The 25648-nt window shown below is 66.8% G+C and carries 26 protein-coding genes; 16 read left to right on the forward strand and 10 right to left on the reverse strand.

Annotated elements, in window-relative coordinates; translation table 11 throughout:
• Window positions 1-67 precede the first annotated feature (67 nt).
• From QW861_RS33275 to QW861_RS33285, 3 genes are read left to right on the forward strand one after another with little or no spacing between them, the layout of a single operon-like run.
• Window positions 68-832, forward strand: coding sequence for a sulfite exporter TauE/SafE family protein (locus QW861_RS33275; protein WP_315750052.1), 765 nt, complete (start codon window positions 68-70; stop codon window positions 830-832).
• 7 nt (window positions 833-839) lie between these two features.
• Window positions 840-1079 carry a hypothetical protein gene (locus QW861_RS33280; protein WP_316194013.1) on the forward strand — a complete coding sequence of 80 codons (240 nt, stop codon included), beginning with the start codon at window positions 840-842 and terminating at the stop codon, window positions 1077-1079.
• Between the two features lie 30 nt (window positions 1080-1109).
• Window positions 1110-1805, forward strand: a complete 696-nt coding sequence (locus tag QW861_RS33285) for a glutathione S-transferase family protein (protein WP_316194014.1) — start codon at window positions 1110-1112, stop codon at window positions 1803-1805.
• On the opposite strand, the gene QW861_RS33290 is transcribed toward QW861_RS33285, so the two are convergent.
• Window positions 1802-2584, reverse strand: a complete 783-nt coding sequence (locus tag QW861_RS33290) for a crotonase/enoyl-CoA hydratase family protein (RefSeq protein ID WP_316194015.1) — start codon at window positions 2582-2584, stop codon at window positions 1802-1804. The two genes, QW861_RS33285 and QW861_RS33290, sit on opposite strands and share 4 nt — an antisense overlap.
• Window positions 2585-2680: 96 nt before the next feature.
• Between QW861_RS33290 and QW861_RS33295 the strand changes: the two genes are divergently transcribed.
• A complete protein-coding gene (locus QW861_RS33295) occupies window positions 2681-3310 on the forward strand; it encodes a helix-turn-helix domain-containing protein (protein WP_315750056.1) in 630 nt (209 codons plus the stop codon).
• Here QW861_RS33295 and QW861_RS33300 read toward each other — a convergent pair.
• The 4 genes from QW861_RS33300 to QW861_RS33315 are packed head-to-tail and all read right to left on the reverse strand — an operon-like array spanning window position 3285 to window position 5495.
• The gene (locus QW861_RS33300; protein WP_315750057.1) at window positions 3285-3767 is read right to left on the reverse strand and encodes a hypothetical protein; all 483 of its coding nucleotides are present in this window, start codon (window positions 3765-3767) and stop codon (window positions 3285-3287) included. The two genes, QW861_RS33295 and QW861_RS33300, sit on opposite strands and share 26 nt — an antisense overlap.
• A 15-nt stretch (window positions 3768-3782) precedes the next feature.
• Window positions 3783-4586, reverse strand: a complete 804-nt coding sequence (locus tag QW861_RS33305) for a hypothetical protein (RefSeq protein ID WP_315750058.1) — start codon at window positions 4584-4586, stop codon at window positions 3783-3785.
• 40 nt (window positions 4587-4626) lie between these two features.
• Window positions 4627-5310, reverse strand: a complete 684-nt coding sequence (locus QW861_RS33310; protein WP_315750059.1) for an HAD family phosphatase — start codon at window positions 5308-5310, stop codon at window positions 4627-4629.
• Window positions 5307-5495, reverse strand: a complete 189-nt coding sequence (locus QW861_RS33315; protein ID WP_409998621.1) for a cysteine-rich CWC family protein — start codon at window positions 5493-5495, stop codon at window positions 5307-5309. The genes QW861_RS33310 and QW861_RS33315 overlap by 4 nt, the downstream gene beginning before the upstream one ends.
• A 172-nt stretch (window positions 5496-5667) precedes the next feature.
• Here QW861_RS33315 and QW861_RS33320 point away from each other — a divergent pair, with 172 nt between their 5' ends.
• The 4 genes from QW861_RS33320 (at window position 5668) to QW861_RS33335 (ending at window position 11434) form a co-directional block, all read left to right on the forward strand.
• Complete coding sequence (locus QW861_RS33320; RefSeq protein ID WP_316194016.1) at window positions 5668-7188, forward strand: DUF1800 family protein; 1521 nt, start codon at window positions 5668-5670, stop codon at window positions 7186-7188.
• Window positions 7185-8408 (forward strand): DUF1501 domain-containing protein, encoded by a 1224-nt coding sequence (locus QW861_RS33325; RefSeq protein WP_315750062.1) that lies wholly within the window; start codon window positions 7185-7187, stop codon window positions 8406-8408. The genes QW861_RS33320 and QW861_RS33325 overlap by 4 nt, the downstream gene beginning before the upstream one ends.
• Before the next feature lie 136 nt (window positions 8409-8544).
• Window positions 8545-8865, forward strand: coding sequence for an antibiotic biosynthesis monooxygenase (locus QW861_RS33330; protein WP_315714107.1), 321 nt, complete (start codon window positions 8545-8547; stop codon window positions 8863-8865).
• 586 nt (window positions 8866-9451) lie between these two features.
• The gene (locus QW861_RS33335) at window positions 9452-11434 is read left to right on the forward strand and encodes an AI-2E family transporter (protein WP_315750063.1); all 1983 of its coding nucleotides are present in this window, start codon (window positions 9452-9454) and stop codon (window positions 11432-11434) included.
• Window positions 11435-11595: 161 nt separating this feature from the next.
• Here the strand turns inward: QW861_RS33335 and QW861_RS33340 are convergent, their stop codons facing one another.
• From QW861_RS33340 to QW861_RS33355, 4 genes are all read right to left on the reverse strand, one after another.
• Window positions 11596-12057: a GNAT family N-acetyltransferase gene (locus QW861_RS33340; RefSeq protein ID WP_315750064.1), complete on the reverse strand. Its 462-nt coding sequence runs from the start codon at window positions 12055-12057 to the stop codon at window positions 11596-11598.
• Window positions 12058-12118: 61 nt separating this feature from the next.
• Entirely contained in the window at window positions 12119-12313 is a 195-nt protein-coding gene (locus QW861_RS33345; protein ID WP_315714111.1) for a hypothetical protein, read from the reverse strand.
• 513 nt (window positions 12314-12826) lie between these two features.
• Window positions 12827-13477: a glutathione S-transferase family protein gene (locus tag QW861_RS33350; RefSeq protein ID WP_315714112.1), complete on the reverse strand. Its 651-nt coding sequence runs from the start codon at window positions 13475-13477 to the stop codon at window positions 12827-12829.
• Between the two features lie 193 nt (window positions 13478-13670).
• A complete protein-coding gene (locus QW861_RS33355; protein ID WP_316194017.1) occupies window positions 13671-14903 on the reverse strand; it encodes a glycosyltransferase family 87 protein in 1233 nt (410 codons plus the stop codon).
• 191 nt (window positions 14904-15094) lie between these two features.
• Between QW861_RS33355 and QW861_RS33360 the strand changes: the two genes are divergently transcribed.
• The 8 genes from QW861_RS33360 (at window position 15095) to QW861_RS33395 (ending at window position 23869) form a co-directional block, all read left to right on the forward strand.
• On the forward strand, window positions 15095-16297 hold the full coding sequence (locus QW861_RS33360; RefSeq protein ID WP_315714114.1) for a pyridoxal phosphate-dependent aminotransferase: 1203 nt from the start codon (window positions 15095-15097) through the stop codon (window positions 16295-16297).
• Between the two features lie 120 nt (window positions 16298-16417).
• A complete protein-coding gene (locus QW861_RS33365) occupies window positions 16418-16942 on the forward strand; it encodes a DUF992 domain-containing protein (RefSeq protein ID WP_315714115.1) in 525 nt (174 codons plus the stop codon).
• Window positions 16943-17139: 197 nt separating this feature from the next.
• Complete coding sequence (locus tag QW861_RS33370; protein WP_315750066.1) at window positions 17140-17610, forward strand: DUF992 domain-containing protein; 471 nt, start codon at window positions 17140-17142, stop codon at window positions 17608-17610.
• 176 nt (window positions 17611-17786) lie between these two features.
• Complete coding sequence (locus tag QW861_RS33375; RefSeq protein WP_315750067.1) at window positions 17787-19835, forward strand: elongation factor G; 2049 nt, start codon at window positions 17787-17789, stop codon at window positions 19833-19835.
• 206 nt (window positions 19836-20041) lie between these two features.
• Entirely contained in the window at window positions 20042-20344 is a 303-nt protein-coding gene (locus tag QW861_RS33380) for a helix-turn-helix transcriptional regulator (protein WP_315714118.1), read from the forward strand.
• 94 nt (window positions 20345-20438) lie between these two features.
• Complete coding sequence (locus tag QW861_RS33385; RefSeq protein WP_316194018.1) at window positions 20439-22202, forward strand: SulP family inorganic anion transporter; 1764 nt, start codon at window positions 20439-20441, stop codon at window positions 22200-22202.
• Window positions 22203-22304: 102 nt separating this feature from the next.
• Window positions 22305-23147 (forward strand): shikimate dehydrogenase, encoded by an 843-nt coding sequence (locus QW861_RS33390; protein WP_316194019.1) that lies wholly within the window; start codon window positions 22305-22307, stop codon window positions 23145-23147.
• 143 nt (window positions 23148-23290) lie between these two features.
• Window positions 23291-23869 (forward strand): hypothetical protein, encoded by a 579-nt coding sequence (locus QW861_RS33395; RefSeq protein WP_410051253.1) that lies wholly within the window; start codon window positions 23291-23293, stop codon window positions 23867-23869.
• A gap of 265 nt (window positions 23870-24134) precedes the next feature.
• Here QW861_RS33395 and QW861_RS33400 read toward each other — a convergent pair whose 3' ends face one another.
• Window positions 24135-25271 carry an alpha-hydroxy acid oxidase gene (locus QW861_RS33400; RefSeq protein ID WP_315714121.1) on the reverse strand — a complete coding sequence of 379 codons (1137 nt, stop codon included), beginning with the start codon at window positions 25269-25271 and terminating at the stop codon, window positions 24135-24137.
• Between the last annotated feature and the right edge of the window lie 377 nt (window positions 25272-25648).

Genomic DNA, 25648 nt, shown 5'->3' on the forward strand with positions numbered 1-25648 from the left:
AGGGCAAGATAACTCGGTTTGTGCGGATATCGCCAGTGCGACAAATTGCATGGCGAGGAGATCAGCCATGACACCCGCCCTGATTGCAGCGCTCGGATTGCTGATGGTGGCGACGGCGTTCCTGTCGGGCCTGTTCGGCATGGCGGGCGGGCTGATCCTGATCGGCGTGCTGCTGGCGATCATGCCGCTGCCGGCGGCGATGGTGCTGCACGCGGCGACGCAGATGGCGTCCAATGGCTGGCGTGCGGTGCTGTGGCGCCGGCACATCCGCTGGCGGCCGGTCGCGGTGTATCTCGTCGGCTGCGCGCTGGCGCTCGGCCTGTGGGCGCTGGTGCGCTACGTGCCGGACAAGCCGGCGGCGCTCTTGCTGCTCGGCGTCACCCCGTTCATGGCGCGGCTGATGCCGGCCGGCCTCAAGCCCGATCCGGACAGCGTCTGGCAGGGCGCGATCTACGGCACGATCTGCATGGGGCTGATGCTGATGACCGGCGTGTCGGGGCCGCTGCTCGACGCGTTCTTTCTCGGCGCGCGGTTCGACCGCCGCTCGATCGTCGCCACCAAGGCGACGTGTCAGGTCGCGAGCCACCTCACCAAGCTGATCTATTTCGGCGGCATCATCGACCAGGCCGCGGGCCTCGATCCGGTGCTCGCGCTCGTCGCCGTCGGCGCGTCGATGCTCGGCACGAGCCTGGCGCGGCGGCTGCTGGAGGCGATGAGCGAGCAGCAGTTCCGCATCTGGGCCAACCGCATCATCACGGCGGTGGCGAGCTACTACATCCTCTATGGCGGCTGGCTGCTGCTGGCCGCGCAGAGCTCGGCGGCGGCAGAGTGAGGCGAGCATGGCCGGATCGGCAGACCCCCTGGTGCTGGACTTCGTCGAATGGGTCGCGCGCGCGCCGCGCAGCCATGCCGAAGTGGTGGCGACCTGGCGGACGAGCTGCCCGCGCCTGACGGTGTGGGAGGATGCCGCCGATCTGGGCTATGTCACGCGCGAGGCGATCACGGGCGCCGGCCTCTTCATCATCGTCACCGATGCCGGCGCGCGGCTGCTGCGCGACAACGGCCGCGTCGTGCGCTAGAACGGTCCGGACTTGGAGGAAGGACCGGGAATGGCCGTGAAACTGTATGAACTCGTCGGGACCGATGCGAGCCGACCGTTCAGTCCCTATTGCTGGCGCACGCGGATGGCGCTGGCGCACAAGGGGCTGAGCGCTGATACGATTCCGTGGCGCTTCACCGAGAAGAGCGCGATCGCGCCGCATGGATCGGAGAAGGTGCCGGTCATGCTCGACGGCGACCGCGCGGTCGCCGATTCCTGGGCGATCGCCAACTACCTCGAGGACACCTATCCGGACCGGCCCTCGCTGTTCGGCGGCGCCGGCGGCCGCGCGATGGCGCGCTTCCTCAATGCCTGGGGCGATATCGCCATCGTCGGCGGCATCTTTCCGCTGATCATCGCCGACATCCCGAAGAACCTTGCCGCCGAGGATGCCGACTATTTCCGCAAGTCGCGCGAGGCGCGGTTCGGCAAGAGCCTCGAAGAGGTCATGGCCTCGCGCGACCAGGCGGTCATCGGCTTCCGCAGATCGCTGGAGCCGCTGCGCCAGACCCTGAAGACGCAGGCCTTCATCGGCGGCGATGCGCCTGACTATGCCGACTACATCGTATTCGGCGGCTTCCAATGGGCGCGCGTGGTGAGCCCGTTCCGGCTGCTCGAGGAGAGCGACAGCGTCCATGCCTGGCGCGAGCGGCTGCTCGATGCATTCGATGGGCTGGCGCGCAAGTCGCCGGGCCATCCGGTCTAGCAACGCGGCGGCCGGCGCTCGCGCCAGGCCGCCAGCCCATCGGTGAGATCGCGGCTGCCGACCAGGCTCGCGAACTGTTCGCTCTCGACCTGTAGCCCTTCGCCGATCGCCATGTTGAGCCCGCGCGTCGCGGCGGTGATGATGCCGGCGACGGTGTCCGGCCCGTGGCGGATGATGCGCTGGGCCAGCGCGCGCGCCGCCGGCAAGAGCTCGTCATGCGGCACGACGGCGTTGACGAGGCCGATCTCCAGCGCGCGCGGCGCCGGGAAAGAATCGCCGGTCAGCAGCAGTTCGAGTCCGCGCTTGCGGCCGACCAGCCGCGGCAGCCGCTGCGTGCCGCCGAAGGTCGGCGGCATGCCGAGCCTGATCTCGGGCTTGGCGAAGCTGGCGCGCTCGCTCGCGACCGCAAGATGCACGGCCTCGGTGATCTCGCAGCCGCCGCCGAAGGCGAGCCCGTTGACGGCGGCGATGACCGGCTTGCGGAACGCCTCCAGCCGCGCCGTCATCGCCTGGCCGCGCCGAACGAAGTCGCGCAGCGCGGCAGCGCGCCCCTGGCGGACGCTTGCGGTGAATTCGTCGATGTCGGCGCCGGCCGAGAAGGCGCGTTGTCCCGCACCGGTGAGGACCACGGCCCTGACGCCGGCATCGGTCTCGATGCGGTCGAGCGCGGCCATCAATCGATCGATCAGCGCGTAGCTGAGCGCGTTCAGCCGCTGCGGCCGGTTCAGCGTGATCACGGCGATGCGGTCGGAGATGTCGAGCAGGATGAGGTCGGTCATGGTGTCTCGCAGGCTGGCGGTTGGAGCAGGTGAAGACTAGGCGCCGCGGCAGCCGAGGTATATTCACTGGTCAGTATACATTGACCGAGCGCCGCCATGCCCCGTTCCTCCGATCCCACGCCCGCCCGCATCATCGCCGCCGCGAGCAGGCTGTTCTATGCCGAGGGCATCCGCGCCGTCAGCGTCGACGCGGTGGCGGAGAAGGCCGGGGTCACCAAGAAGACGCTGTACTATCATTTCCGCAGCAAGGACGATCTGGTCGCGGCCTATCTCGCCGCGCGCGACCAGCCGAACCTGACGCTGTTCAAGCGCTGGTTCGACGAGACCGAGGGCGGGCTGCCCGACAAGATCGCCGGGATATTCAACCAGCTCGCGCGCGCCGCGCGACATCCGAAATGGCGCGGCTGCGGCTTCCTGCGCACCACCGCGGAGCTCGCCAATCTGCCCGGCCATCCCGCGATCAGGATCGGCGCCGCCCACAAGAAGAAGTTCGAGGCCTGGCTCCAGGCGGTCTTCGAAGAGCAGGGAATTGCCGAAGCCGGCGGGCTCGCGCGGCAGATGCTGCTGCTGCTCGACGGCGCATTCGCGGTCGTGCTGCTGCATCGGGACGCCAGCTACATGGAAACCGCGGGCGCGGCGGCGCGGACGCTGGTCGCGGCGGCGCTGCCAAAGGGGAGGCGATATGCTTCCCGCAGGACCGTCAGCCGGCGCAGCCGCGTCCCCTGACCTGCTCGCCGCGAACGATCGTTGCGACCATCCGGCTCGCCATGCCGTCGAAATCGGATGGCTTGATGTAGCCGGCGGCGTAGGCTTCCTGGGTGAGCCGTTCGATCCTTCGATCCTCGGCGGTGGTCCATACGCCCGCGATATAGGCGGCGCCGGCCGGACCATAGGTCTCGGGATAGCGCTCGTTCTGGTTCTGCCGGTGATAGTAGTAGTGGTTGAGGCCGCTGATGAAGCTGTCGCGCTTGGCGCCGCAGCGGTCGCTCCAGGCGAGGTCGAGCGACTTCAGCGCGTCTTCGCGCTGCGAACGCCGGGCGTCCTCGGTGTATTTCTCGTGGTCCTGAAACTCCGCGCCGGTGACCGGCGGAAACGCCGCCGCGGTCGGCGCTTCGGTCAGGAACAGGCGTCCGCCAACCTGCCAGACGACGATGGCCGCAATGATGAAGATCAGCCGGTTCATGGCAGCGCTCGTTTGCTATCGCCGGTCCCGTTGCGCCTGCCGCGTCCGGCACACCGCCGACTCGTCGGACCAGAAGGCGGGTCCGGCGAATTGCGGGACCTCCTCGCGCACGTCGGCCGGAAAGTCCGCCTTGGTGATCCCCCTCTCCTCGAAGGCTTCGAACAACGCCTCCTTCACGCGCTGATCGAGCGGCGTGCCGACGCTGTCGGCCGCCTCCTGGAGCGATTTGTCGGTGCAGATCTTTGCGCCCCAGAACTGCCGCTTGCAATCCAGCTTGGCAACATAGGCGCGGGTGTAGGCCGTCAGTGCGTCCACCAGGTTCTGCTTCATGGTCTGGTCGCACGGCGACAGCTTGTAGGCCGTGGCGGCCTGCAACGCGTCCATGCGCAACGCGTCGAGCTTGGGATTCTTGTCGCTCTGCGAGGTGTGCTGCGCGAGCCACGCCTTGCGGTCGAACTCCTTTGCCTCCGGGCCGCCGAAGGTCATGTCGACCGTGGGGGATAGGGGAGCCACGACAGCCACGCCCCCCGGCGCCGGCGCAGCAAGGTTCGAGACCGTTTCAATCGAAGCTGTCCGCATCATGCCCCGCCACGGTCCATCCGGAAGCGGAAATCCCCTGACCGCCCAACTCATACCTGCGAACGCAGCCAAAAATGCCGCACCCGCGGCGCCAATGAATCGCAACATGAAATAGGCCCATCCGCCAACGCCTGCACGGTAGTGCGTGCGGGTTAATGCATCCGATAGGACCGCCGGCGGCGCGCAACGACGTGAACCGATCGTGACCGTGTTCGGCCGCGTTTGAAGAAAATGGCTCATGAGAAGGCTGCACGGCGATTCACAGCCTGCCGAGATGACGTCACGTCCTGAGGGGCAACACCGAACGGCGCGCGAGCAGCGCGATGGCGGCATCGAGATCCGGCAGCACGGCCGCCGCATTCGCCCGCGAATGATCGTTCGGCGGCACGATGTCCGGCACCATCAAGGTGATCGCGCCGGCGGCGTGCGCCGAGGCGACGCCGGGATTGGAATCCTCGATCGCGACGCAGGCCGGCGCGTGCGTCCGCAGCCGTTCCGCGGCAAGCAGATAGAGGTCCGGATGCGGTTTGGCGCGGGCCACGTCGTCGCGCGTCAGGACCGCATCGAAGCGGTGATCGATGCGGGCGAGGCGGAGATGCTCCGCGGCCGTGCGGCGCGAGGACGAGGTGACGACGGCCTTGGGCAGGCCGACCGCGTCGATCGCATCGAGCAGCGCGATGACGCCGGGCTTCAGCGGCATGCCCGCCTGCAGGATCTCGACGGTCTTGGTCGCGAACAGGCGGTTGACTTCGGCCAGCGGAAAATCGTCGCCGAAATGGTCGCGCAGGGTCTGCTCGTTGTCGGGTCCGGGAATGCCGATCATCGCATGGCAGAGCTCGACGACGCCGTCGTTGTAGCCGAGCGCATTCAGCGCCGCGATCGCAGCTTCGAGATAGACCTTCTCGGTGTCGAGCAGCGTGCCATCCATGTCGAGCAGGACGGCTTCGACGTGCCAGCGCGTCACGAGCCCGGCTCCGGTTTGCCGGCCAGTCTCTTGAGGCAGCTGGCGCACAGGCAGTCCTTGAAATTGCTTTGTCCGGTCTTGGGCAGCGGCAGGCGCACGGTCTCGTCGAAGCACCAGCAGGAGCCGCCCGGATCGCAGCTGAACGCCGTGCCGCACGACTCGCAGATGAGTTGCCGCGCGGTCATGTCCGCTAAACGATTTGTCACCTTCGGAACCACGTCCGACCAGCCCTTTTCATGTCCGGTTCATCTGCAGGGGCAAGTATAGTGCGTGACAATCTGCCGCGCCATCGCAGTCTGCGGTCGCGGCAACACAGCGTTTCGGGAGCTCCCGCGATGACGGGCTCGAGGATGTGGCATGGCGCGTGATGCTCGAGCGGCTCTTGTCGCATTGAATCGCTTCGGCTTCGGCGCGCGTGGCGGTGCCTCGGGCGATCTCGTCAATGCGGCGTCGGACCCGCGCGGCTTCGTCAAGGCCGAGCTCGGCCGTCCCGATGGAGCGCTGCTGGAGGCGCCGGGTCTGCAGCCGACGGCAGCACTCGCCGCTGCCGTCTTCACCTATCAGGACGAGGTCAAGCGGGCCCGCGAGGCCGCGAAGCCGGAGGCTGCGCCGCAGGATCCGTCCAGCCCCACGCGCGGCCTGTCGACGAACGGCGCGGACAAAGCCATGGCCGCAACGCCCTCGGCGGCCCCAGCGGCCGGTGCCGACCCCGCACCCGCGATGCAGGGAGCGCCGGCAAAGCCCGCGCAAGCCCAGCAGCCGCCCAACGTCGTCCAGAAGACGTTCCGTGCCGAAGCGCTGGCGCGGCTGCAGCGCGCGGTGCTCGCCGACTGCGGCTTCACCGAGCGGCTGGTGGCGTTCTGGTCGAATCATTTCTGCATCTCCGCCGGCAAGGGCGAGTTGGCGCGGATGTGGGCCGGCGCGTTCGAGCGCGAGGCGATCCGGCCGCACGTGCTCGGGCGCTTCGTCGACATGCTGAAGGCGGTCGAGCAGCATCCGGCGATGCTGTTCTTTCTCGACAACCAGGAATCGCTCGGACCGGACTCGCGTGCCGGCCAGAACCGCAAGCGCGGCCTCAACGAGAATCTCGCGCGCGAGATCATGGAGCTGCACACGCTGGGTGTCGGCGGCGGCTACAGCCAGGAGGACGTGACCTCGCTGGCGCGCATCATCACCGGCTGGAGCTTCGCCGGCCGCAACGCCCGCAACGCGGCGCCCGGCAGCTTCGTGTTCAATGCCAATGCGCATCAGCCGGGGCCGCAGACGTTGCTCAGCAAGGTCTATGCGGATGATGGCCTCGCCCAGGGCGAAGCTGCGCTCGCGGACATCGCACGGCATCCGTCGACCGCGAAGTTCATCGCCGCCAAGCTCGCACGTCATTTCATTGCCGACGATCCGCCGCCCGCGCTCGTCGCGCAACTCGAAGCCGTGTTCAGGAGGAGCGATGGCGACCTCAAGGCGCTGACCTTGGCGCTGGTGGACTCCGACGATGCCTGGTCGGCGCCGCTCACCAAGATCCGCTCGCCCTATGAGTTCCTGGTCGCCGGCGGCCGGCTGCTGGCGCGCGTGCCGGAGGATCCCGGCTTCTATCTCACTTCCCTGAACACGCTGGGCCAGCCGTTGTGGACGCCCGCGGGACCAAACGGATTCGCTGATACCAATGCGGTGTGGGCCGCGCCGGAAGGCATGAAGCTGCGGCTGGACATCTCGTCGCAGCTCGGCGGCCGACTCGGCAACAATCTCGATCCGCGCGAGCTGCTCGAGCTCGTCGCCGGCGATGCTGCGTCGACCGAGACACGCCGCACCATCGAGCGCGCGGAGTCGCGCCAGCAGGCGCTGGCGCTGCTGTTGATGTCGCCGGAATTCCAGAGGAGATGACGATGGACCGGATCGCGACCTCGCTGTTGACCTCGCGACGCCACTTGCTGCTGGCAGGCGCGTCCTTCGCCGCGTGGGGCTATTTGCCGAAATTCGCCCGCGCCGCCGACCAGCGCGATCCGCGCCTGATCGTCGTAATCCTGCGCGGCGCGCTCGATGGCCTCGCCACCGTCGCGCCGGTCGGCGATCCCGACTACGCCGGACTGCATGGCGCGATCGCGCTGACGACGGCGGGACCAACTCCGGCGCTGCCGCTCGACTCGTTCTTTGCGCTGCATCCGTCGATGCCGGAATTCGCGCGCATGTATCGTGACAAGCAGGCTGCCGTGGTTCACGCGGTCGCGACACCATATCGCGAGCGCTCGCATTTCGATGGCCAGGACGTGCTCGAAAGCGGCTTCGCCGGTCCCGGCCGCGTGCAATCGGGCTGGCTGAACCGCGCAGTCGAGGCGCTGCCGCGCGGCCCCCGCGTCACGGGCGCGCTCGCGGTCGGTCCGACGGCACCGCTGGTGCTGCGCGGCGCAGCGCCCACCGTCGGCTGGGCGCCGGTAACCTTGCCGCAGGCCGATGACGACACCGCGACGCGGCTGGTCGACCTCTATGCGCATCGCGATCCCGCATTGGCGGCTGCGCTGTCGCAAGGGCTGAAGCTCGAGAAGGTCGCGTTCGGTGACGACATGAAGCCCAAGCCGGGCGGCAACCAGATCGCGGCGATGCGCCAGGTCGCGCGCGGCGCGGCGAAGCTGATCGCGGCGGATGATGGTCCGCGCATCGCGGCGCTGGCCTTCGACGGCTGGGATACGCATGCCAATGAAGGCGGCGCAATCGGCCGGCTGGCGCAGCTCCTGTCGGGCCTCGACGGCGCGCTCGCCGAGTTCGAGAGCGGTCTTGGCCCGCGCTGGCGGGATACGGTCGTGGTGGTCGCAACCGAGTTCGGGCGCACGGCGAAGATCAACGGCACCCAGGGGACCGATCATGGCACCGGGACGATTGCGCTGCTCGCCGGCGGCGCGGTGAAGGGCGGGCGGGTGATCGCCGACTGGCCGACGCTGAAGATGGCGAGCCTCTACCAGGGACGCGATCTTGCGCCGACGACGGATCTGCGCGCGGTGTTCAAGGGCGTACTCGCCGATCATCTCGGCATCGGCGAGCACGCGCTCGGCGGCGCGGTGTTTCCGGACAGCGCGGCCGTGAAGCCGATCAAGGGGCTCGTGGCCTAGGGCTCGCTTGCGCCCTGTCCTGATCGGGGCTCTGAAGCATTCCACATCGCGGCATCAGCGGCCACCGCCGCTGGCGCATTGCACCGCGAAGTCTGCTACTCCTCGACCTGCGGCATTCACCCCTCAGGAGATCAGCATGTTCATCGCCATGAATCGTTTTCGCGTCGCCAAGGGCTCGGAGGCCGCCTTCGAGCAGGTCTGGCTGTCGCGCGACAGCCATCTCGACAAGGTACCGGGCTTCGTCGAGTTTCACTTGTTGAAGGGACCGGAAGCGGAGGACCATACGCTGTATGCCTCGCACACGATCTGGGCGTCGAAAGCTGCGTTCGAGGACTGGACCAGGTCCGAAGCCTTCCGCGCCGCGCACCACCGGGCCGGCGACACCAAGGTGCACTATCTCGGCCCGCCGCAGTTCGAGGGGTTCGAGGTCCGCCAAACGGTGGGCAGCAAGACGTAGGACAAGGACAGAGTCCACCATTCAGACGAGATCCGTCTCCGCGGCCCGTCTTGGCTGAGCACGGCCGAGCGGACGCTTGATTTGCGCTGAACGACACGGCGGCCGACAGGACCCGGACGGTCGCCGGTCGTGCGCCCTCGGAAGCTGCTCGCGCCGGGCCTCGCCGGGCAAGCCGTACCGCCGAACCTGCTGACATCAACAAGGACGACGCCCCAGTGAAGCTCCGGCTGAGTCGCGGAGATGCGACGGTGTGCCGACGCTGACCAGTCGTCGCCGTCGGCAGACGCGCATGCGACCTCAGGCGCTCTCGGGAACTGGAGCCTCACGAGGCTGTTATCGCGTGTCTGAAACAGGAAGCCGAATGTCCGGCAGGGCGGGCAGCGCCAGCCAGCGCCCTCGGTCGTTCTGTTCTAGCGAAGGCCCGGATGGTTGCTCGGATCGAGGACGAACCTTCCGGCATATGACCACCGGCGCCGGCGACATCGTCAGAAGCTTCCCTCCGTTGCAACGCGCCACCTTCGTCGACGTTGACAGCCTGACCGCTTGAGCGACGCGCGCCGCCCTTCCTCGTTCGGAGAGAGATTCGATGATCATCAGACAGCCGCTCAAGGTCCGCACCCCAGAGGAAGTTCTCGGGCTGATCAGCGCGCTGGCCGTCGCCATTTTTGCGGTCATCATCATCGCGCTGCTGTATTTCGGTCGCGATATCCTGGTCCCCGTGGCCCTGGCCATCCTGCTCAGCTTCGTATTGGCGCCATTGGTCGCGCAACTGCAGCGGCTTCGTGCCCCGCGCGGACTGGCCGTCGTCAGCGTGGTCGTTCTCGCATTCGTCGTGATCTTTACACTGGGCAGCCTGCTCGCCACCCAGCTCACCCAGCTTGCCAGTGAGCTGCCGAACTATCAATCGACGATGAGCAACAAGATCCAGTCGTTCCGCGACACCAAAGCCGGCAGAGGGACGCTCGAGCGTGCATCGGACATGCTCAAGGATCTGGGCAAGGAACTCGACAAACCGAATGAGCCGGAAGCGGCTCGGCCGCCGAGCGGACTGCGAACGAATTCCTCAGTCCCTGTGACCCCGATCCCGGTGGAGGTCCGGCAGCCCGATCCCGGAGCGCTAGACAGTCTCCGCACGCTGATTTCGCCGCTCATTCATCCGCTGGCGACGACCGGCATCATCATCATCTTCGTGATCTTCATATTGCTTCAACGCGAGGACCTGCGGAATCGGCTCATTCGCCTTGCGGGCTCATCCGACCTGCAGCGCACCACGGCGGCGCTCGATGATGCGGCTTACAGGCTCAGCCGGCTGTTCCTCACCCAGCTCGCCCTGAACGGCGGATTCGGCGTCGTGATCGGCGTCGGCTTGTGGTTCATCGGCATCCCCAGCGCCCTCCTTTGGGGGATCCTCGCCGCAGCGCTTCGGTTCGTGCCCTATATCGGCGCCGTCATCGCCGCGGCGTTTCCGCTTGCTCTGGCGGCAGCGGTCGACCCTGGCTGGTCGATGCTGATTTGGACCTTGGCCCTGTTTCTCGTGGTCGAGCCGTTGCTCGGCCACGTCATCGAACCGATGGTCTATGGGCGCAGCACGGGCCTGTCCCCCGTGGCGGTGGTCGTTTCAGCCGCGTTCTGGACCGCGCTGTGGGGCCCAATCGGGTTGGTGCTCGCGACGCCGCTGACGGTCTGCCTGGTCGTCATCGGACGACATGTGGAGCGCCTGGAGTTCCTCGACGTCATGTTCGGTGATCGTCCAGCGCTGTCTCCTCCCGAGATCTTCTACCAGCGCATGCTTGCGAACGATCCGACGGAAGCGGCCGAGAAGGCAGAGGAGTTCTTGAAGGAGCGCTCGTTGATTGCCTATTGCGACGAGGTCGCGGTGAAGGGACTGCAATTGGCCCAAGCCGACGCCGACCGAGGGGCGCTCGCCTATGATCGCCTTGCAACGATCCGTGACGCCGTCGCCGAGTTGACCGCCGATCTTTCCGATCAAAATGATGGTCCGCTGGCGAAACGCGAGACCACCAGCGATCCGGAAGCTGCATCGGCCGTCGACAGCTCGGCCAGCAGTGGGGCAATCGACACGATACCCATCCTCAGCAAGGACAATCTCGCCGAAGGATGGCGGAGCGAGCAGCCGGTCCTGTGCGTGGCCGGGCGAACCCCGATCGACGAAGCGGCGGCGGTGATTCTCGCGCAACTGTCGTCGGTGCACGGGTTGGGCGCGAAGGTCTCAGGAGCGGAGGCGCTCTCGACGGCGAACGTCATCAAGCTCGAGCCCGCAGGTGTTGCGATTGCCTGCCTGATCTATATCGGCAATTCCGGCGTTGCACATATGCGCTACTCCGTTCGTCGCTTGAAGCGACGACTCCCCAAGGCAAGAGTGATGTTGGTCTGCTGCGCGGCCGACGTCGATCAGGAGGCCGCGAAGGTGCTGCAGGAAGCCACCAAGGCCGATCTGGTCGCGGCGAGCATGGGTGAGGCTGTCAGAATGTGCGTCGAAGTCGCGCAGGCGAAGGCTTCTCAGCAGGTCCCATTGAAGCAGCAGAACACGACGACCAACGTAGCGTGAGACGCGCCACGTCCAACGACCAAGGCCAGACAAAAAAATGCGGCCCCGGTCAGAGACGGCGACTGACGGGGACCGCTGAAACGCGTGACCGGTGACGGGGGATGATCAGGCGCTCGATGGAGCGTAGGCCTGCCCCGTGACGGCGGCGTGACACCGCCCGTTCACAGCGCCTTGCGGTAGACGATGAAGCCCGAGCGCTCGGCGATCTTGTCGTAGAGCGCCTGTGCCGTGGTGTTGGTCTCGTGCGTCTGCCAATAGACCCGCGGCGCACCGGCCTGACGCGCTTCGCGGTAGACCGCCTCGATCAGCGCCCGTCCGACGCCCTTGCCGCGGGCGGCCTCGCTCGTGAACAGGTCGTTGAGATAGCAGAGCGGCCCGATCGTGGTGGTGGCGCGATGAAACAGGTAGTGCGCCAGGCCGATCAACTCGCCACCGCTCTCGGCGACCAGGGCATGGACCGGCTCGTCGGCATCGAAGAAGCGCGACCATGTCATCGCGGTCACCTCGGCCGGCAGCGCCGTCGGCCCCGAACGGCCGTAGAAGGCATTGTAGCCGTCCCAGAGCGGCAGCCAGTGATCATGGTCGTCGCGCGCGATGGCGCGCACAGTGAGTGCTTCGTGCATGAAGGCTTCGCCGTCCGTTTGAATCTCGACGGACCTTCGATACGCGCAGCCGCGTTGGCGATCAATCCGGGACGGGCTGCACCGGTTCGGCGGCGGGCGGCCGTACCAGCTCGACATAGACGGACCGATCTTCCTCGGTCAGCGGCGAGAGCGAGAGCTCGCCCCGCCGCTCGATCAGGATCAGCAGTGACGCCGCCAGCAGGATCGCGAGTGCCAGGGTCACGGCAACGATTACGACCGTTGATTTCATCGCCATTTTGTGCGCGAGACAATCATCGCCTGTTGTCGCGAAAACCGCGAAGGGTTGTCAAAATGGCTTCCTGTTAAGCGGGCATCGACAAGACGGCGCGGATCGACACCACCGCGATGGTGACGCTGACACCCAACGAGAGCGTGCTGGCCGCGATCGTTGCGACCACGGCGGTGGTCAGGCTGGGCGAAAGGGTGAGCGTTGCGTGGTCGTGAAAGCCGCTGACGGGCGTACGGAGCCCTCTACGGTGGTTCGACTCCTGCGGCGACGCATGGCCGCGGACCCAACTGAACCTCGGAACGGAAGCAAGACGCCACCCGGACATGAAGTCGAAATCCCTTACCCATACATCCGCGAGCGAATCACTCGCAGAGGTAAATTCTAAGGTCGCGCTGGGCAGGATTGCGGCGGCAAATCGGAAAAAAAGGCAGGAACATGGCGCTGGCGGTGTTTGTTCCCGCCGAAGCGTGTATTTTCCCCGCTGTTCTACGGACGGTCCGTAGTCTTACGGTGAATGCCTCACCCGTAGTCGGCGGCGATGCCGGCCGAATCGATCAGCGCCGGCTGCCAATCCATCGCGACGAAACCGGGTGTCTGTTCGACGCGGCGCAGCCAGTTGCGGATCTTCGGGAAGGTCGACAGGTCGAAGTCGCAGCGATCGGCGACGTGGGTGTAGCCGTAGAGCGCGATGTCGGCGACCGTCAGCTGCTTCGCGGCAAAGTAGTCGTTGCTCTTGAGATGATTCTCCATCACCTGGAGCGCGGCGTAGCCGCGCTCCATCCAGTCCTCGAGCGCATGTGTCTGCAGGTCGCGCCCGCCCTTGACCAGCAGCAGCCAGAAATAGGCGGCGCCGATGTTCGGCTCCAGCGCATGCTGCTCGAAGAACATCCACTGCAGCGCTTCGGCGCGCTCGATGCGCTGCTCCGGCACCAGCGGCGTGCCGCCGGCGACATACCAGAGGATCGCGTTCGATTCGGCGATGAAGCGGTCCTCGCCGACCTCCAGCAGCGGCACCTGGCCGCTGGGATTCTTGGCGAGAAAATCCGGCGTGCGGCTCTCGCCGCGCAGGATGTCGATCTCGATCGCCTGATAGGGCGCGTTCAGAAGCGCGAGCGCAAGGCGGACCTTGTAGCTGTTGCCTGACCGCTGCATCGAATAGAGCTTGTACATCCGGCCGATTTCGAGTTCGAGGAATCAAAGGTTGGACGCATCGCACATCCAGACGCCAGATCGTCCCGCAATGCGGCCAGACAATGATGCCGATGGGCGCAGGCTGCAAGAGCCGGCGGATGGAAAAAGTCGAAATGCGCTACTGCACTGCACTCTCGAATAACAACTTTCCAATAGATTCAAACAATCGAGATCACGCCTGCGCGATGCGCGCGTGTCCACCGATCTCGACGGCGCGATCGGTGAGTGCGCGGCGCAGGGTCAGCGCGAACAGGGCCATCAGAACGATGAGGCCCAGCGGTATCGTCGTCAGCCCGGCGACGCTGCGCGAGAGCAGCGGCACGATCCAGGCGGCCGCGAGCACGCTGAGCTCGTAGTCGCGAAAGCCGTTCGCGAGGCCGTGCCGGACGAAGAAGATGATCGCGACCGCGACGACGACGAGGTCGTAGTCGAGCACATAGGGCGTCGCCAGCAGGCTCGCGCTCGCCAGTGCCGAAGCCTTGAGATCGAACGCGGCCTCGCTCTGCCACAGCCATGCAAGTCCGGCCGCGAGCGACAGCGCCAGCAGGCTCTGCAGCGCATAGGCGGACCTGATATCGGCGCCCCAATGACGCGCGGCCGAGAACACCGACTGGATCTTCTCCCAGCCGGTGCCGCCTTGCTCGAGCACGACGCTCTGTGTGAAGGTCATCGACTGGAAGAAGGCGTGCCAGACGTCGCTGCCGAGCGCGGCGAAGCTGATCGCGACCAGCGCGGCCACCGTGGCGGCTGCCGCAGCAATCGTCGGCCAGCGCGTGCCTGCGAGCAGCGCCACGGGAATGAGCACGCCGAATTGCGGCTTGTAGGCGAGCAGGCCGATCAGGACGCCGGCCGCCCACGGCCGGCCGCGCTCCATCAGCAACAGCGCGCCGCCGAGCAGCGCCGCGGTGAAAAACGCGTTCTGGCCGTGACCGATGTTGACGAACACGGCGGGAAAGGCGGTCGCGACCAGCAGGGTCCCGGAACGCGGCAGGATTGCGCGCATGACCGCGAGGTATGCGAGCAGGCTCGACACGACCCAGAGCGCGAGCCCTCCGGCATAGGGCAGCAGGGCGGTGATGGCGGCGATCGCGAAGAAGAACGGCGGGTAGTGCCAGCCGAAGAACGGCACGTCGCGGCCGTCGAATACGGCCTTTTCCGTCGCATGCTGCAGCGGCGGATCATAGGCGTCGGCCGCCTTGCCCTGAAGGGTCAGCACGCCTGCCGCATAGACATTGGAGAAGTCGGTGCCGATCGGCTTGCCGTTGCGGTCGACCAGGCCATCGGACAGCGCGATCCAGCCGGCGATTGCCGCGATCGTGACCGCGAGCAGAATCCAGCTGTAGGACTTGATCCGCGCGGCCGTCAGCCAGTCGCCGGATCGCAGGGCGTACCCGATAGTGGTCATTTCGGCCTGAGACTCTGGATAATCGTCGGTCCACGCTAACGGGGCGGCTTTAACGTTCTCTAAAGTCTTGGGAGCCATGTGCCCAAGCTTCTTGCGATGCAGCGCTGGGGGCCCTACAAATGGGCGTTTCCCTGACATGACTGGTCGTGGCCCCGAGGGGGTGATCCACGACGCCTGCATAGGAGCTGATGATGTCCTTTCTCGCCGCTGCGCTCGACCGTGTGAAGCCGTCCGCGACCATCGCGGTCACGGATAAAGCGCGCGTCCTCAAAGCGGCGGGCCGCAACGTCATCGGCCTCGGCGCTGGCGAGCCGGATTTCGATACGCCCGACAACATCAAGCAGGCCGCGATCAAGGCGATCCAGGACGGCAAGACCAAGTATACCGCGGTCGACGGCATCCCCGAGCTGAAGGAAGCCATCATCGGCAAGTTCCAGCGCGAGAACGGCCTCACCTATAAGCCGAACCAGGTGATCGTCGGCGTCGGCGGCAAGCAGGTGCTGTACAATGCGCTGATGGCGACCATCAATCCCGGCGACCAGGTGATCATCCCGGCGCCGTACTGGGTCAGCTATCCCGAGATGGTCGCGCTCGCCGGCGGCGAGCCGGTGCCGGTGGTCTGCACCGCCGCCCACGGCTTCAAGCTGCAGCCGGAGGCGCTGGAGAAGGCGATCACGCCGAAGACCAAGTGGCTGATCCTGTGCTCGCCGTCGAACCCGACCGGCGCGGCCTACACCAAGGCCGAGCTGAAGGCGCTCACCGAGGTGCTGGTCAAGCATCCGCATGTCTGGATCATGACCGACGACATGTACGAGCACCTCGTCTATGACGACTTCGTGTTCACCACGCCGGCGCAGGTCGAGCCCTCGCTGTTCGACCGCACGCTGACCGTGAACGGCGTCTCCAAGGCCTATTGCATGACCGGCTGGCGCATCGGCTATGCCGGCGGCCCGGCGCACCTGATCAAGGCGATGGCGACGATCCAGTCGCAGTCGACCTCGAACCCGTGCTCGATCGCGCAATGGGCGGCGGTGGAGGCCCTGAACGGTCCGCAGGACTTCATCCCGGCCAACAACAAGGTGTTCAAGGAGCGCCGCGACCTCGTGGTGTCGATGCTGAACCAGGCGAACGGCATCGAATGCCCGCGGCCGGAAGGCGCGTTCTACGTCTATCCGTCCTGCGCCGGGACGATCGGCAAGACCGCGCCGTCGGGCAAGGTGATCGACAATGACGAGGCCTTCGTCACCGAGCTGCTGGAGACGGAGGGCGTCGCCGTGGTGCAGGGCTCGGCCTTCGGCCTCGGCCCGGCCTTCCGCATCTCCTACGCGACCAAGACCTCCGACCTCGAGGACGCCTGCAAGCGAATCCAGCGCTTCTGCGGCAATCTGAGGTAATCGGGCAACATCCTTCTCGAAACACCAGAAGCCAATTTCCAGGCCGAAAGGCGCCATGTTTTGAACATGGCGCCTTTCTTTTGTCGGCCGACAAGTCTGGTGGCGTAGGGTTGGAGTTCGATGCGGCTGCTTCTGCTGTCGATCGCGTTGATGGTGATGATCGTGCCGCTCGCGCAGGCCCATCAGGGGCGGCCGATGCGCGCCGGCGTGCTCGAATGCGAGGGACGAAAGACCTCCGGCAGGCTCGTGATGTCCCAGTCCCGCCTGCGCTGCGTGTTTCGCAGTCAGGGCCGCCAGCCGGAGCGCTATGTCGCCAAGGTCCGGCGTTACGGCCTCGATCTCGGCCTGACGGATGTGACCAGGATGGCGTGGGCGGTCAGCGCACCGGTCAACGATTTCGGCCGCAGCGAGCTGCGCGGGCGCTATGGCGGATTGTCCGCCAACGCTGCCGCTCTGGTCGGCTTCGGCGGCAGCTTCCTGGTGCGCGACACCGATCGCGCCGCGGCGCTGCAGCCGATCAGCCTGCAGGGGCAGACCGGCTTGAACCTCGCTGCCGGAATCACCGAGGTCGAGCTGGTGCCGCTGCTGCCGATCCACCCGAGCCCGAGCCGTTCATCGTCCTACTTCTCGCGCTTCTATCGCTGAGACCCTCGATCGGAGAGACTCGGACACGTCCAGGCGAACGCGTCGCAGTCGCTGCCTGCGTCGGCGCGCCGGCTCGTGCCGACGGCGCGGCGAATCTGGTGCGACTGTAAGGCTTGTGGCATAGATGTGGCGCCCTGTGATCGTGCGTCCGATCGACGGGTCTGCATCACACGTTCATTTCAGCCGGAGTTCTATTCATGCGCTCGACCATCCTCGCCGGGCTCGCCGCTGCGATCGTCCTCTGCACCGGCGCTGCCCAGGCGCAAGATCGCGTGCGGGTCGGTGTCCTCGAATGCCGCGGCGGCGCCAGTGTCGGCTTCATCGTCGGCTCGGTGACCCATCTCGGCTGCGTGCTGCGCGCCGACGGCCTGCCCGAGGACCGCTACGTCGCGACCATCCGCAAGGTCGGCCTCGATCTCGGCATCACCCAGGAATCGCTGCTGGCCTGGGTGGTCTATGCACCGGTCGCGCGGCTCGGGCCGGGCGATCTCTCCGGCGACTATGCCGGCGCCCAGGGCTCGGCCGCGGTCGGTGTCGGTGTCGGCGGCAACGTGCTGGTCGGCGGCTCCGCCAACTCGATCGCGCTGCAGCCGCTCAGCGTCCAGGGCCAGGTCGGCCTCAGCGTCTCGGCGGGGCTGCAAAGCCTCGAATTGCGCCCGGGGCGGTGATCTTCCCTTTGCCTTGAACAGCGCTCTTCCCGCCATCGTGCGGGAAGACGGCGCGATCCCCCGCACTGCAGCAACGTTTTTCGCAGGCCGCCTGCTTGCCAAAGCGGCAGCCGAGGCAGAGCATTCGGCTTTGCCGACCCAATCAAGGGCCGAGCTCCACAACGAGGAGGCGGCGAATGGGACAAGACCTGAGAAGTCCCCGAGGTCCACGGTGCATCGCGCTGGTGGGCCCTTTCCAAAGCGGTAAAACCACTCTTTTGGAGGCGATCCTGGCGCGGACCGGCGCGATCCCGCGCGCGGGCAGCGTCGACGCCGGCACCTCCGTCGGCGATGCCAGCCCGGAGGCACGTCAGCACAAGATGAGCGTCGCCATGACGGCGGCGACCACGACCTTCATGGGCGACAGCTACACCTTCCTCGACTGTCCTGGCTCGATCGAGTTCATCCACGACATGCGCGCCGCGCTGCCGGCGGTCGATGCCGCCATCGTGGTCTGCGAGGCGGACGAGAAGAAGCTGCCGCAATTGCAGATCATCCTGCGCGAGCTCGAGGAGCTGCGCATTCCGCGCTTCCTGTTTCTCAACAAGATCGACCGCGCCAATGCGCGGATCAGGGAGACGCTTGCCACATTGCAGCCGGCCTCGCGCGTGCCCCTGGTGCTGCGCCAGATCCCGATCTGGAACGGCGAATTGATCGAAGGGTTCGTCGACCTCGCGCTGGAGCGCGCCTTCATCTATCGCGAGCATAAGGCCTCCGAGGTGATCGCGCTCGAAGGCGGCGATCTCGACCGCGAGAAGGAGGCGCGCTTCTCGATGCTGGAGAAGCTCGCCGATCACGACGATTCGCTGATGGAGCAGCTGCTGGAGGACATCCCGCCGCCGCGCGACGCCGTGTTCGACGATCTGGCGCGCGAATTGCGCGAGGGATTGATCTGCCCGGTGCTGCTCGGATCGGCGTTGCGCGAGAACGGCGTGCTGCGGCTGATGAAGGCGCTGCGCCACGAGGCGCCCGGAATCGCCGAGACCGCGCAGCGGCTCGGTGTGAAGGACACCAAGGAGGCGCTCGGCTATGTCTTCAAGACGCTGCATCTGCAGCATGGCGGCAAGCTGTCATTGACGAGGGTGCTGTCCGGCCATCTCGACGACGGCGCGACGCTGCATGCCGCCTCGGGCGAGGCGGCGCGCGTGTCCGGCATCCTGGCTGCCACCGGCGCCTATGACAGCAAGCGCGCGGGCGCCCAGGCCGGGGACACGGTGGCGCTCGGCAAGCTCGATGCGGTCAAGACCGGCGATACGGTTGCGACCGGCAAGACGGCACCACCGCCGCTGGCAAAGGTGGAGGCGTGCCCGCCGGTGCTGGCGCTCTCGATCGCCGCCGTGGACCGCAAGGACGACGTCAAGCTCGGCCAGGCCTTGCAGCGGCTCCACGAGGAGGATCCGTCGCTGACCATGGTGCAGAACCCGCGCACCCACGACACGGTGCTGTGGGGGCAGGGCGAGATGCATCTGCGCGTCGCGCTGGAGCGGCTGCGCGACCGTTTCGGCGTCAACGTCAAATCGCACCAGCCCGCGATCGGCTACCAGGAGACCATCCGCAAGCCGATCACGCAGCGCGGCCGCCACAAGAAGCAGTCCGGCGGCCACGGCCAGTTCGGCGACGTGGTGCTCGACATCAGGCCGCTGCCGCGCGGCGAAGGCTTCCGCTTTGCCGAGAAGGTGGTCGGCGGCGCGGTGCCGCGCAACTATATCCCGGCGGTGGAGGAGGGCGTCGTCGACGCAATGGCCCGCGGCCCCCTGGGCTTTCCGGTGATCGACGTCGAGGTGACGCTCACCGACGGCTCCTATCACAGCGTGGATTCGTCCGACCTCGCGTTCCGCACCGCGGCGCGGGTCGGCGTCGGCGAGGGGCTGCCGCAATGCCAGCCGGTGCTGCTGGAGCCGATTCACACCGTCGAGATCGTCTGCCCAACGGAAGCGACCGCCAGGATCAACGCGATCCTGTCGGCGCGGCGCGGCCAGATCCTGTCCTTCGATACCCGTGACGGCTGGCCGGGCTGGGACTGCGTCCGGGCGATGATGCCGGAGGCGGAGATCGGCGAGTTGATCGTCGAATTGCGTTCGGCGACGGCCGGCGCCGGCAGCTTCACCCGCCAATTCGACCACATGGCCGAGGTGACCGGCCGCGCCGCCGACCACATCATCGCCTCCCATCGCGACGCCGCCTGAGCCGAACGCTCCGCGCCGAACAGCGCCGGCCCGTCATCCTCTCTCGGGATGGCGGGCCGGATCGCGTCGGGACCTTTGCTCGCGCGCGCAGGGAACAAACGGCGAGGGCCGGGTTCCAGCTTGCGTCCGAGATCAGTTTGTGATGTATTTTACATCATTGTCTTTGTCTCAGACATCATTTATGGTGTCTGCCACGTGAGGCCAGCGTGATCACGTCGTTCCAGATGCGGGCAGCGCGAGCGCTGCTCGGGATAGATCAGAGAACCTTGGCCGAGCTGGCCGGCGTGTCGCTGCCGACGATCCAGCGGATGGAAGCCTCCACGGGCAACGTCCGCGGCGTGGTGGACTCGCTGACCAAGGTCGTCGATGCGCTCAATCGCGCGGGCGTGGATCTGATCGGTGAGCATTCCCGCAGCGAGAACGGCGGGCGTGGTGTTCGCCTGAAGGACCCGGGGCCGCCCCGCCGCATGGGCCGTCAAACTGACATCGCGCGCGATGACGCAAGCTAGGCTCATCGCGCGGGCACGGGGCCCCTGGGCGCTTCGTGTGGGACGCATCGTCGGCTGCGCCGCGGCCCGATGAGGCGACGGGAGCGTGATGGGCATGAGCATCGCAAACGAACACCGTTCGCACGGGCGGGTCGGACATCATGAGCCGACCTTCGCCGAGCTTTATTCCCCCAAACTCCTGACGGTCTTGCGCGAGGGCTACGGCCTCAGCGACTTTCGCGCCGACGCGCTGGCGGGCCTGACGGTGGCGATCGTGGCGCTGCCGCTGTCGATGGCGATCGCGATCGCCTCCGGTGTCTCGCCGGGGCGTGGTCTCTACACCGCCGTGATCGGCGGCTTCCTGGTCTCGCTGCTCGGCGGCAGCCGCTTTCAGATCGGCGGTCCCGCGGGTGCCTTCATCGTGCTGGTCGCTGCGACGGTCGATCGCCAGGGTCTCGATGGCCTGCTGATCGCGACGATGATGTCCGGCGTGATGCTGGTGATCGCCGGATATCTGCGGCTCGGCACCTACATCAAGTTCATTCCCTATCCGGTCACAGTCGGCTTCACCGCGGGCATCGCCGTCATCATCTTTGCCAGCCAGCTGAAGGATCTGTTCGGTATCACGCTTGCGGGCAAGGAGCCGGGCGAGCTGCTTCCGAAGCTCACGGCGCTCGCGCATGGCGCGCCGACCGCGAGCATGTCTGCGGTCGTGACGGCCGCGCTGTCGATCGCGATCATCATCGGCCTCAAGCATCTGCGGCCGACCTGGCCCGGCATCCTGATCGCGGTGGTGGTCGCGGCCATCATCACCTTCGCGCTGCAGCTTCCGGTCGAGACCATTGGGACGAAATTCGGCGGTATCCCGCGCGAGCTGCCGGCGCCGGCGTTGCCGGCGTTCTCGCTCGCCAAGGTCCAGGCGGTGTTCCCCGACGCGATCGCCTTCGCACTGCTCGGAGCCATCGAATCGCTGCTGTCGGCCGTCGTCGCCGACGGCATGACCGGCCGTCGCCATCGCTCCAACTGCGAGCTGGTGGCGCAGGGCTTTGCCAATGTCGGCTCGGCCTTGTTCGGCGGCATCTGCGTCACCGGCACCATCGCGCGCACCGCCACCAATGTTCGCGCCGGCGCCCGCGGACCGGTGTCGGGCATGCTGCATTCGCTGTTTCTTTTGGTGTTCATGCTGATCGCGGCGCCGCTGGCGAGCTACATCCCGCTGTCGGCGCTCGCCGCGGTGCTCGTCGTTGTCGCCTGGAACATGGCCGAGAAGCACGAGTTCGCCACCCTGATCCGATCGTCCTGGGGCGATGCCACGGTGCTGCTCGCAACCTTCGGGCTGACGGTCTTCCGCGATCTCACCGAGGGCATCCTGGTCGGCTTCGCGCTCGGCGCCGTGCTGTTCATCAACCGGATGGCGCAGATGACCGGCGTCGAGGACGGGTCGCCTCTGGTCGCAAAGGACCGCGCCGACTTCGAGGATGAGGCGCGGGTGCCGTACAATCCGCAGCTCAGCGCCGACAAGGACGTGCTGGTCTATCGCATCACCGGTGCGTTCTTCTTCGGCGCCGCCTCGACCGTCGGCACCGTGCTCGACTCGATCGCCGACCGCCGCAAGGCCTTCGTGGTCGATTTCGCAGCGGTGCCGTTCTTGGATTCGACGGCCGCCAACGCCATGAGCCGCGTTGCCGCCAAGGCCAAGCGCCAGGGCATCCGCCTGTTCATCACCGGGGCGTCGCCGACCGTGCGTCGGGCGCTGCTGACCCATGGCGTGCGGCCGCCGCTGGTGCGCTACCGCGAGACCATCGAGCGCGCGGTGGCCGACATCAAGGGCAAGGAGACGGCACCGGCGGACGTCGCCGATGGGCTCGCCGCGAGCTGACACGCGGCCTCAACGCCGCGTCGCCGTTTGGGCCATGGCGCCTGGGGGCGACTGCCGAGCCCCAGCATTGACTCCAGCCGGGGCTTGTCCGATGTCACGGCCATGACCCTTGCCGCCAAACCCCGCGCTGCGTGCCTGATCGGCTGGCCTGCCGCGCATTCGCGCTCGCCCTTGATCCATCATCATTGGCTGCACGAGCTCGGCATTGCCGGCGGCTACACCATCGAGGCGGTGCCGCCGGAAGAGCTGGCGGACTTCGTCATGCATCTCGACCGTCGCGGCTTCGTCGGCGCCAACGTCACGATCCCGCACAAGGAGCGCGTGCTGGAGCTGAGCGAGCCGGACGCGCGTGCCCGCGCCGTCGGCGCGGCCAACACGCTCTGGTACGAGGACCACATCCTGCGGGCCACCAACACCGACGTCGAAGGCTTCATCGGCAATCTGGACGCCGCTGCCCCAGGCTGGGACCGCACCGACGAGGCGCTGGTGCTCGGCTCCGGCGGCTCGGCGCGGGCCGTCGTGTTCGGCCTGCTCGAGCGCGGCATCGGCCGCGTCCACATCATCAACCGCACCGCGGCGCGCGCACAAGCCCTGGCTGATCAGTTCGGCAGCCATGTCGTTGCCGAAGGCTGGGACCGCGTCGGCGCGCTGCTGCCGCGCGCGGGCCTGTTCGTGAACACCACCTCGCTCGGCATGCACGGTCAGCCGCCGCTCGAGCTCGACGTCGAGCTGTTGCCGCAGCAGGCCGTCGTCGCCGACATCGTCTACGTGCCGCTGGAGACGCAGTTGCTCGCGGCGGCGCGGGCGAGGGGGCTGCGCACTGCCGATGGACTCGGCATGCTGCTGCACCAGGCCGTGCGTGGCTTCGAATTGTGGTTCGGCCGCCGTCCGCAGGTCACGCCCGAGTTGCGCGCGCTGGTCGAGGCCGATCTCACAAGGGCTTGAGCGCGGAATAAGCGCAGATGGTCGGCGTCTCATTGATCGAGCGTCCGCGTAGCCCCGCATTGGACGCGGATGATCTTCTCTCGCCCTCGGAGCCATGCATGTCCGCTCGTCTCATCCTGTTCCGTTCCGTCGCTTCACTCGCCATGGTTGCGACTGTATCCGCGCTCGCCATCGCCCAGCAGGCGCCGGTGCCGACGCGCGTGCGCGGCGCCATCGAAAGCGTCGACGCCAATACGATGACGGTGAAAGCCCGCAGCGGCGAGATATTCAAGCTGCGCATGGCCGGTGATCTGCGCGTCTCGGGTGTCGTCAAGGCGCAGCTTTCCGACATCAAGCTGGGCTCGTTCATCGGCGCCACCACGGTGCCCGGCCCGGATGGCGCGCCGAAGGCGGTCGAGATCCACATTTTTCCCGAGGACATGCGCGGAACGGGCGAAGGCTCGCGGTCGTGGGACCTGAAGCCGAACTCGAGCATGACCAACGCCACCGTGTCCGAAAGCTCGGTCTCGACCGACGGTCACTCGCTGCTCGTCAAGTACAAGGGGGGCGAAAAGCGCGTCGACATTACGCCGGACACGCCGATCGTCACCTTCGTGCCCGGCGACGAGTCCGAGCTGAAAGCCGGCGCCAAGGTGATCGCCACCGTCAAGCAATTGCCTGACGGTTCGCTCGAGACCAGCCGCGTCAGCGTCGGCCGCGATGGGCTGACGCCGCCGATGTGACCTGCCTTTCTCTGTGTGCTCAACTGCGTCTCCGTTGCCGGTGTCGTTCCTGCGAACGCAGGGACCCATACCCCCAGGGAGGAGTTTAGGGCGCAGTGGCAATTGGGCTTTTGCCCAACACGACGGCCGCGGAGTATGGGTCCCGGATCAGCGCCGCGCCGCGGTGACGCGCGTCACGGCTTGTCCGGGACGACAGCTTTTGCATGGTGGAAGTCGGGGGCGCGTAAGCTGATTAGTCCGAGCACCTTGCTCGCCGATTCTCGAGCTAATCCGCCAGCACCTTCCGGTCGATCTCGGCCACCGTGTTGACGCCGCACAGGCCCATCGTCGTCAAGAGCTCGTTGCGGATGATGTCGATGGCCTTGGCGACTCCGGCCTGGCCGCCGGCGCCGAGGCCGTAGGCATAGGCGCGGCCGAGCATGCAGGATTTGGCACCGAGCGCGAGCGCACGCATCACGTCCTGGCCGGAGCGGATGCCGCCATCGAACATGATCTCGATCTTGTCGCCGACCGCTTCCGCGATGCCGGGCAGGACGTGGATCGAGGACGGCGCGCCGTCGAGCTGGCGGCCGCCATGGTTGGAGACGACCATCGCCTGCGCGCCGGTCTCGACCGCGAGCTTGGCGTCCTCGATGTCGTGGATGCCTTTGATGATCAGCTTGCCCGGCCAGATCGAGCGGATCCAGTCGACGTCCTTCCAGTTCAGCGAGGTGTCGAACTGCGCGGCGGTCCAGGCCGAGAGCTTGGTGAGATCCTCGGTGTTCTTCACGTGGCCGGCGATGTTGCCGAAGGTGCGGCGCTTGCCCTGCAGCACGCCCTGCACCCAGGCCGGCTTGGTGGCGAAGTCGAACAGCTTCGACAGCGTCCATTCCGGCGGCACGCTCATGCCGTTCTTGATGTCCTGGTGGCGCTGGCCGATCACCTGCAGGTCGACGGTCAGGCATAGTGCGCTGCACTTCGCAGCGATCGCGCGCTCGACCAGGGCCTTGATGAAGCCGCGGTCCTTCATGACGTAGAGCTGGAACCAGAACGGCTTCTCGACGCTGCCCGCGATGTCCTCGATCGAGCAGATCGACATCGTGCTCTGCGTGAACGGGATGCCGGCGGCCTGCGCCGCGCGGCAGGCGTGAATCTCGCCGTCGCCGTGCTGCATGCCCAGGAGGCCGACCGGCGCCAGGATCAGCGGCATCGACGAGGGCTCGCCGAGGATCGTCGTCGACAGATCGCGCTTGGAGACGTCGACCAGGATGCGCTGGCGGAACTTGATCTTCTGCAGATCCTCGCGATTGGCGCGCAGCGTCTCCTCGGCATAGGAGCCACGATCGGCGTAGTCGAAGAAGGCTTTGGGCACGCGGCGCTTGTGCAGCAGGCGCAGGTCTTCAATGCAGGTGACGTGTTTCATCGCGGTCTTCGGCTCCCCACCGGCGTCTCGTTTCTTAGGGCTGGGGCAGTCATCTAGCATCTTTGCGGCGGCTGCCAAATCCAACTTGGGAACCGCCACGGCGTCTGGGCAAAGCAGGGCGAACTGCGAGCGTCCCGCAACAACATGACGTCAGGGCTGCCGGAGCGAGCACCTTCCTGCTGCGGCGGGGCTCCGACGGGTGAGCCCTCCAGAGCCGTCAGGTCGAATGAAAAATTAGTCTTAACAACGGCTTACAGAGGTCATGGCGGTTTCGTGGTAATGATTCATCACATTTTTTGAAGCCATCTTAGCCTTAAGGCGACTATAACCCGCGGGCTGACCGGCAGGGCGGGTCCTGTGATTCGCGCTCGCCGGTA

The organism is Bradyrhizobium sp. SZCCHNRI1029 (genome assembly GCF_032487555.1).
Taxonomy (GTDB): domain Bacteria; phylum Pseudomonadota; class Alphaproteobacteria; order Rhizobiales; family Xanthobacteraceae; genus Bradyrhizobium.

Excerpts from the sequence above, each read along its gene's own strand:
- QW861_RS33335 (WP_315750063.1), top strand. The coding sequence starts at position 9,452 with ATGATCATCAGACAGCCGCTCAAGGTCCGCACCCCAGAGGAAGTTCTC.
- QW861_RS33350 (WP_315714112.1), bottom strand. The coding sequence starts at position 13,477 with ATGTACAAGCTCTATTCGATGCAGCGGTCAGGCAACAGCTACAAGGTC.
- QW861_RS33325 (WP_315750062.1), top strand. The coding sequence starts at position 7,185 with ATGACGATGGACCGGATCGCGACCTCGCTGTTGACCTCGCGACGCCAC.
- QW861_RS33345 (WP_315714111.1), bottom strand. The coding sequence starts at position 12,313 with ATGGCGATGAAATCAACGGTCGTAATCGTTGCCGTGACCCTGGCACTC.
- QW861_RS33280 (WP_316194013.1), top strand. The coding sequence starts at position 840 with ATGGCCGGATCGGCAGACCCCCTGGTGCTGGACTTCGTCGAATGGGTC.
- QW861_RS33300 (WP_315750057.1), bottom strand. The coding sequence starts at position 3,767 with ATGAACCGGCTGATCTTCATCATTGCGGCCATCGTCGTCTGGCAGGTT.
- QW861_RS33355 (WP_316194017.1), bottom strand. The coding sequence starts at position 14,903 with ATGACCACTATCGGGTACGCCCTGCGATCCGGCGACTGGCTGACGGCC.
- QW861_RS33295 (WP_315750056.1), top strand. The coding sequence starts at position 2,681 with ATGCCCCGTTCCTCCGATCCCACGCCCGCCCGCATCATCGCCGCCGCG.
- QW861_RS33395 (WP_410051253.1), top strand. The coding sequence starts at position 23,291 with ATGGTTGCGACTGTATCCGCGCTCGCCATCGCCCAGCAGGCGCCGGTG.
- QW861_RS33330 (WP_315714107.1), top strand. The coding sequence starts at position 8,545 with ATGTTCATCGCCATGAATCGTTTTCGCGTCGCCAAGGGCTCGGAGGCC.
- QW861_RS33385 (WP_316194018.1), top strand. The coding sequence starts at position 20,439 with ATGAGCATCGCAAACGAACACCGTTCGCACGGGCGGGTCGGACATCAT.
- QW861_RS33400 (WP_315714121.1), bottom strand. The coding sequence starts at position 25,271 with ATGAAACACGTCACCTGCATTGAAGACCTGCGCCTGCTGCACAAGCGC.
- QW861_RS33340 (WP_315750064.1), bottom strand. The coding sequence starts at position 12,057 with ATGCACGAAGCACTCACTGTGCGCGCCATCGCGCGCGACGACCATGAT.
- QW861_RS33375 (WP_315750067.1), top strand. The coding sequence starts at position 17,787 with ATGGGACAAGACCTGAGAAGTCCCCGAGGTCCACGGTGCATCGCGCTG.
- QW861_RS33370 (WP_315750066.1), top strand. The coding sequence starts at position 17,140 with ATGCGCTCGACCATCCTCGCCGGGCTCGCCGCTGCGATCGTCCTCTGC.
- QW861_RS33275 (WP_315750052.1), top strand. The coding sequence starts at position 68 with ATGACACCCGCCCTGATTGCAGCGCTCGGATTGCTGATGGTGGCGACG.
- QW861_RS33315 (WP_409998621.1), bottom strand. The coding sequence starts at position 5,495 with ATGACCGCGCGGCAACTCATCTGCGAGTCGTGCGGCACGGCGTTCAGC.
- QW861_RS33320 (WP_316194016.1), top strand. The coding sequence starts at position 5,668 with ATGGCGCGTGATGCTCGAGCGGCTCTTGTCGCATTGAATCGCTTCGGC.
- QW861_RS33360 (WP_315714114.1), top strand. The coding sequence starts at position 15,095 with ATGTCCTTTCTCGCCGCTGCGCTCGACCGTGTGAAGCCGTCCGCGACC.
- QW861_RS33390 (WP_316194019.1), top strand. The coding sequence starts at position 22,305 with ATGACCCTTGCCGCCAAACCCCGCGCTGCGTGCCTGATCGGCTGGCCT.
- QW861_RS33305 (WP_315750058.1), bottom strand. The coding sequence starts at position 4,586 with ATGAGCCATTTTCTTCAAACGCGGCCGAACACGGTCACGATCGGTTCA.
- QW861_RS33285 (WP_316194014.1), top strand. The coding sequence starts at position 1,110 with ATGGCCGTGAAACTGTATGAACTCGTCGGGACCGATGCGAGCCGACCG.
- QW861_RS33290 (WP_316194015.1), bottom strand. The coding sequence starts at position 2,584 with ATGACCGACCTCATCCTGCTCGACATCTCCGACCGCATCGCCGTGATC.
- QW861_RS33365 (WP_315714115.1), top strand. The coding sequence starts at position 16,418 with ATGCGGCTGCTTCTGCTGTCGATCGCGTTGATGGTGATGATCGTGCCG.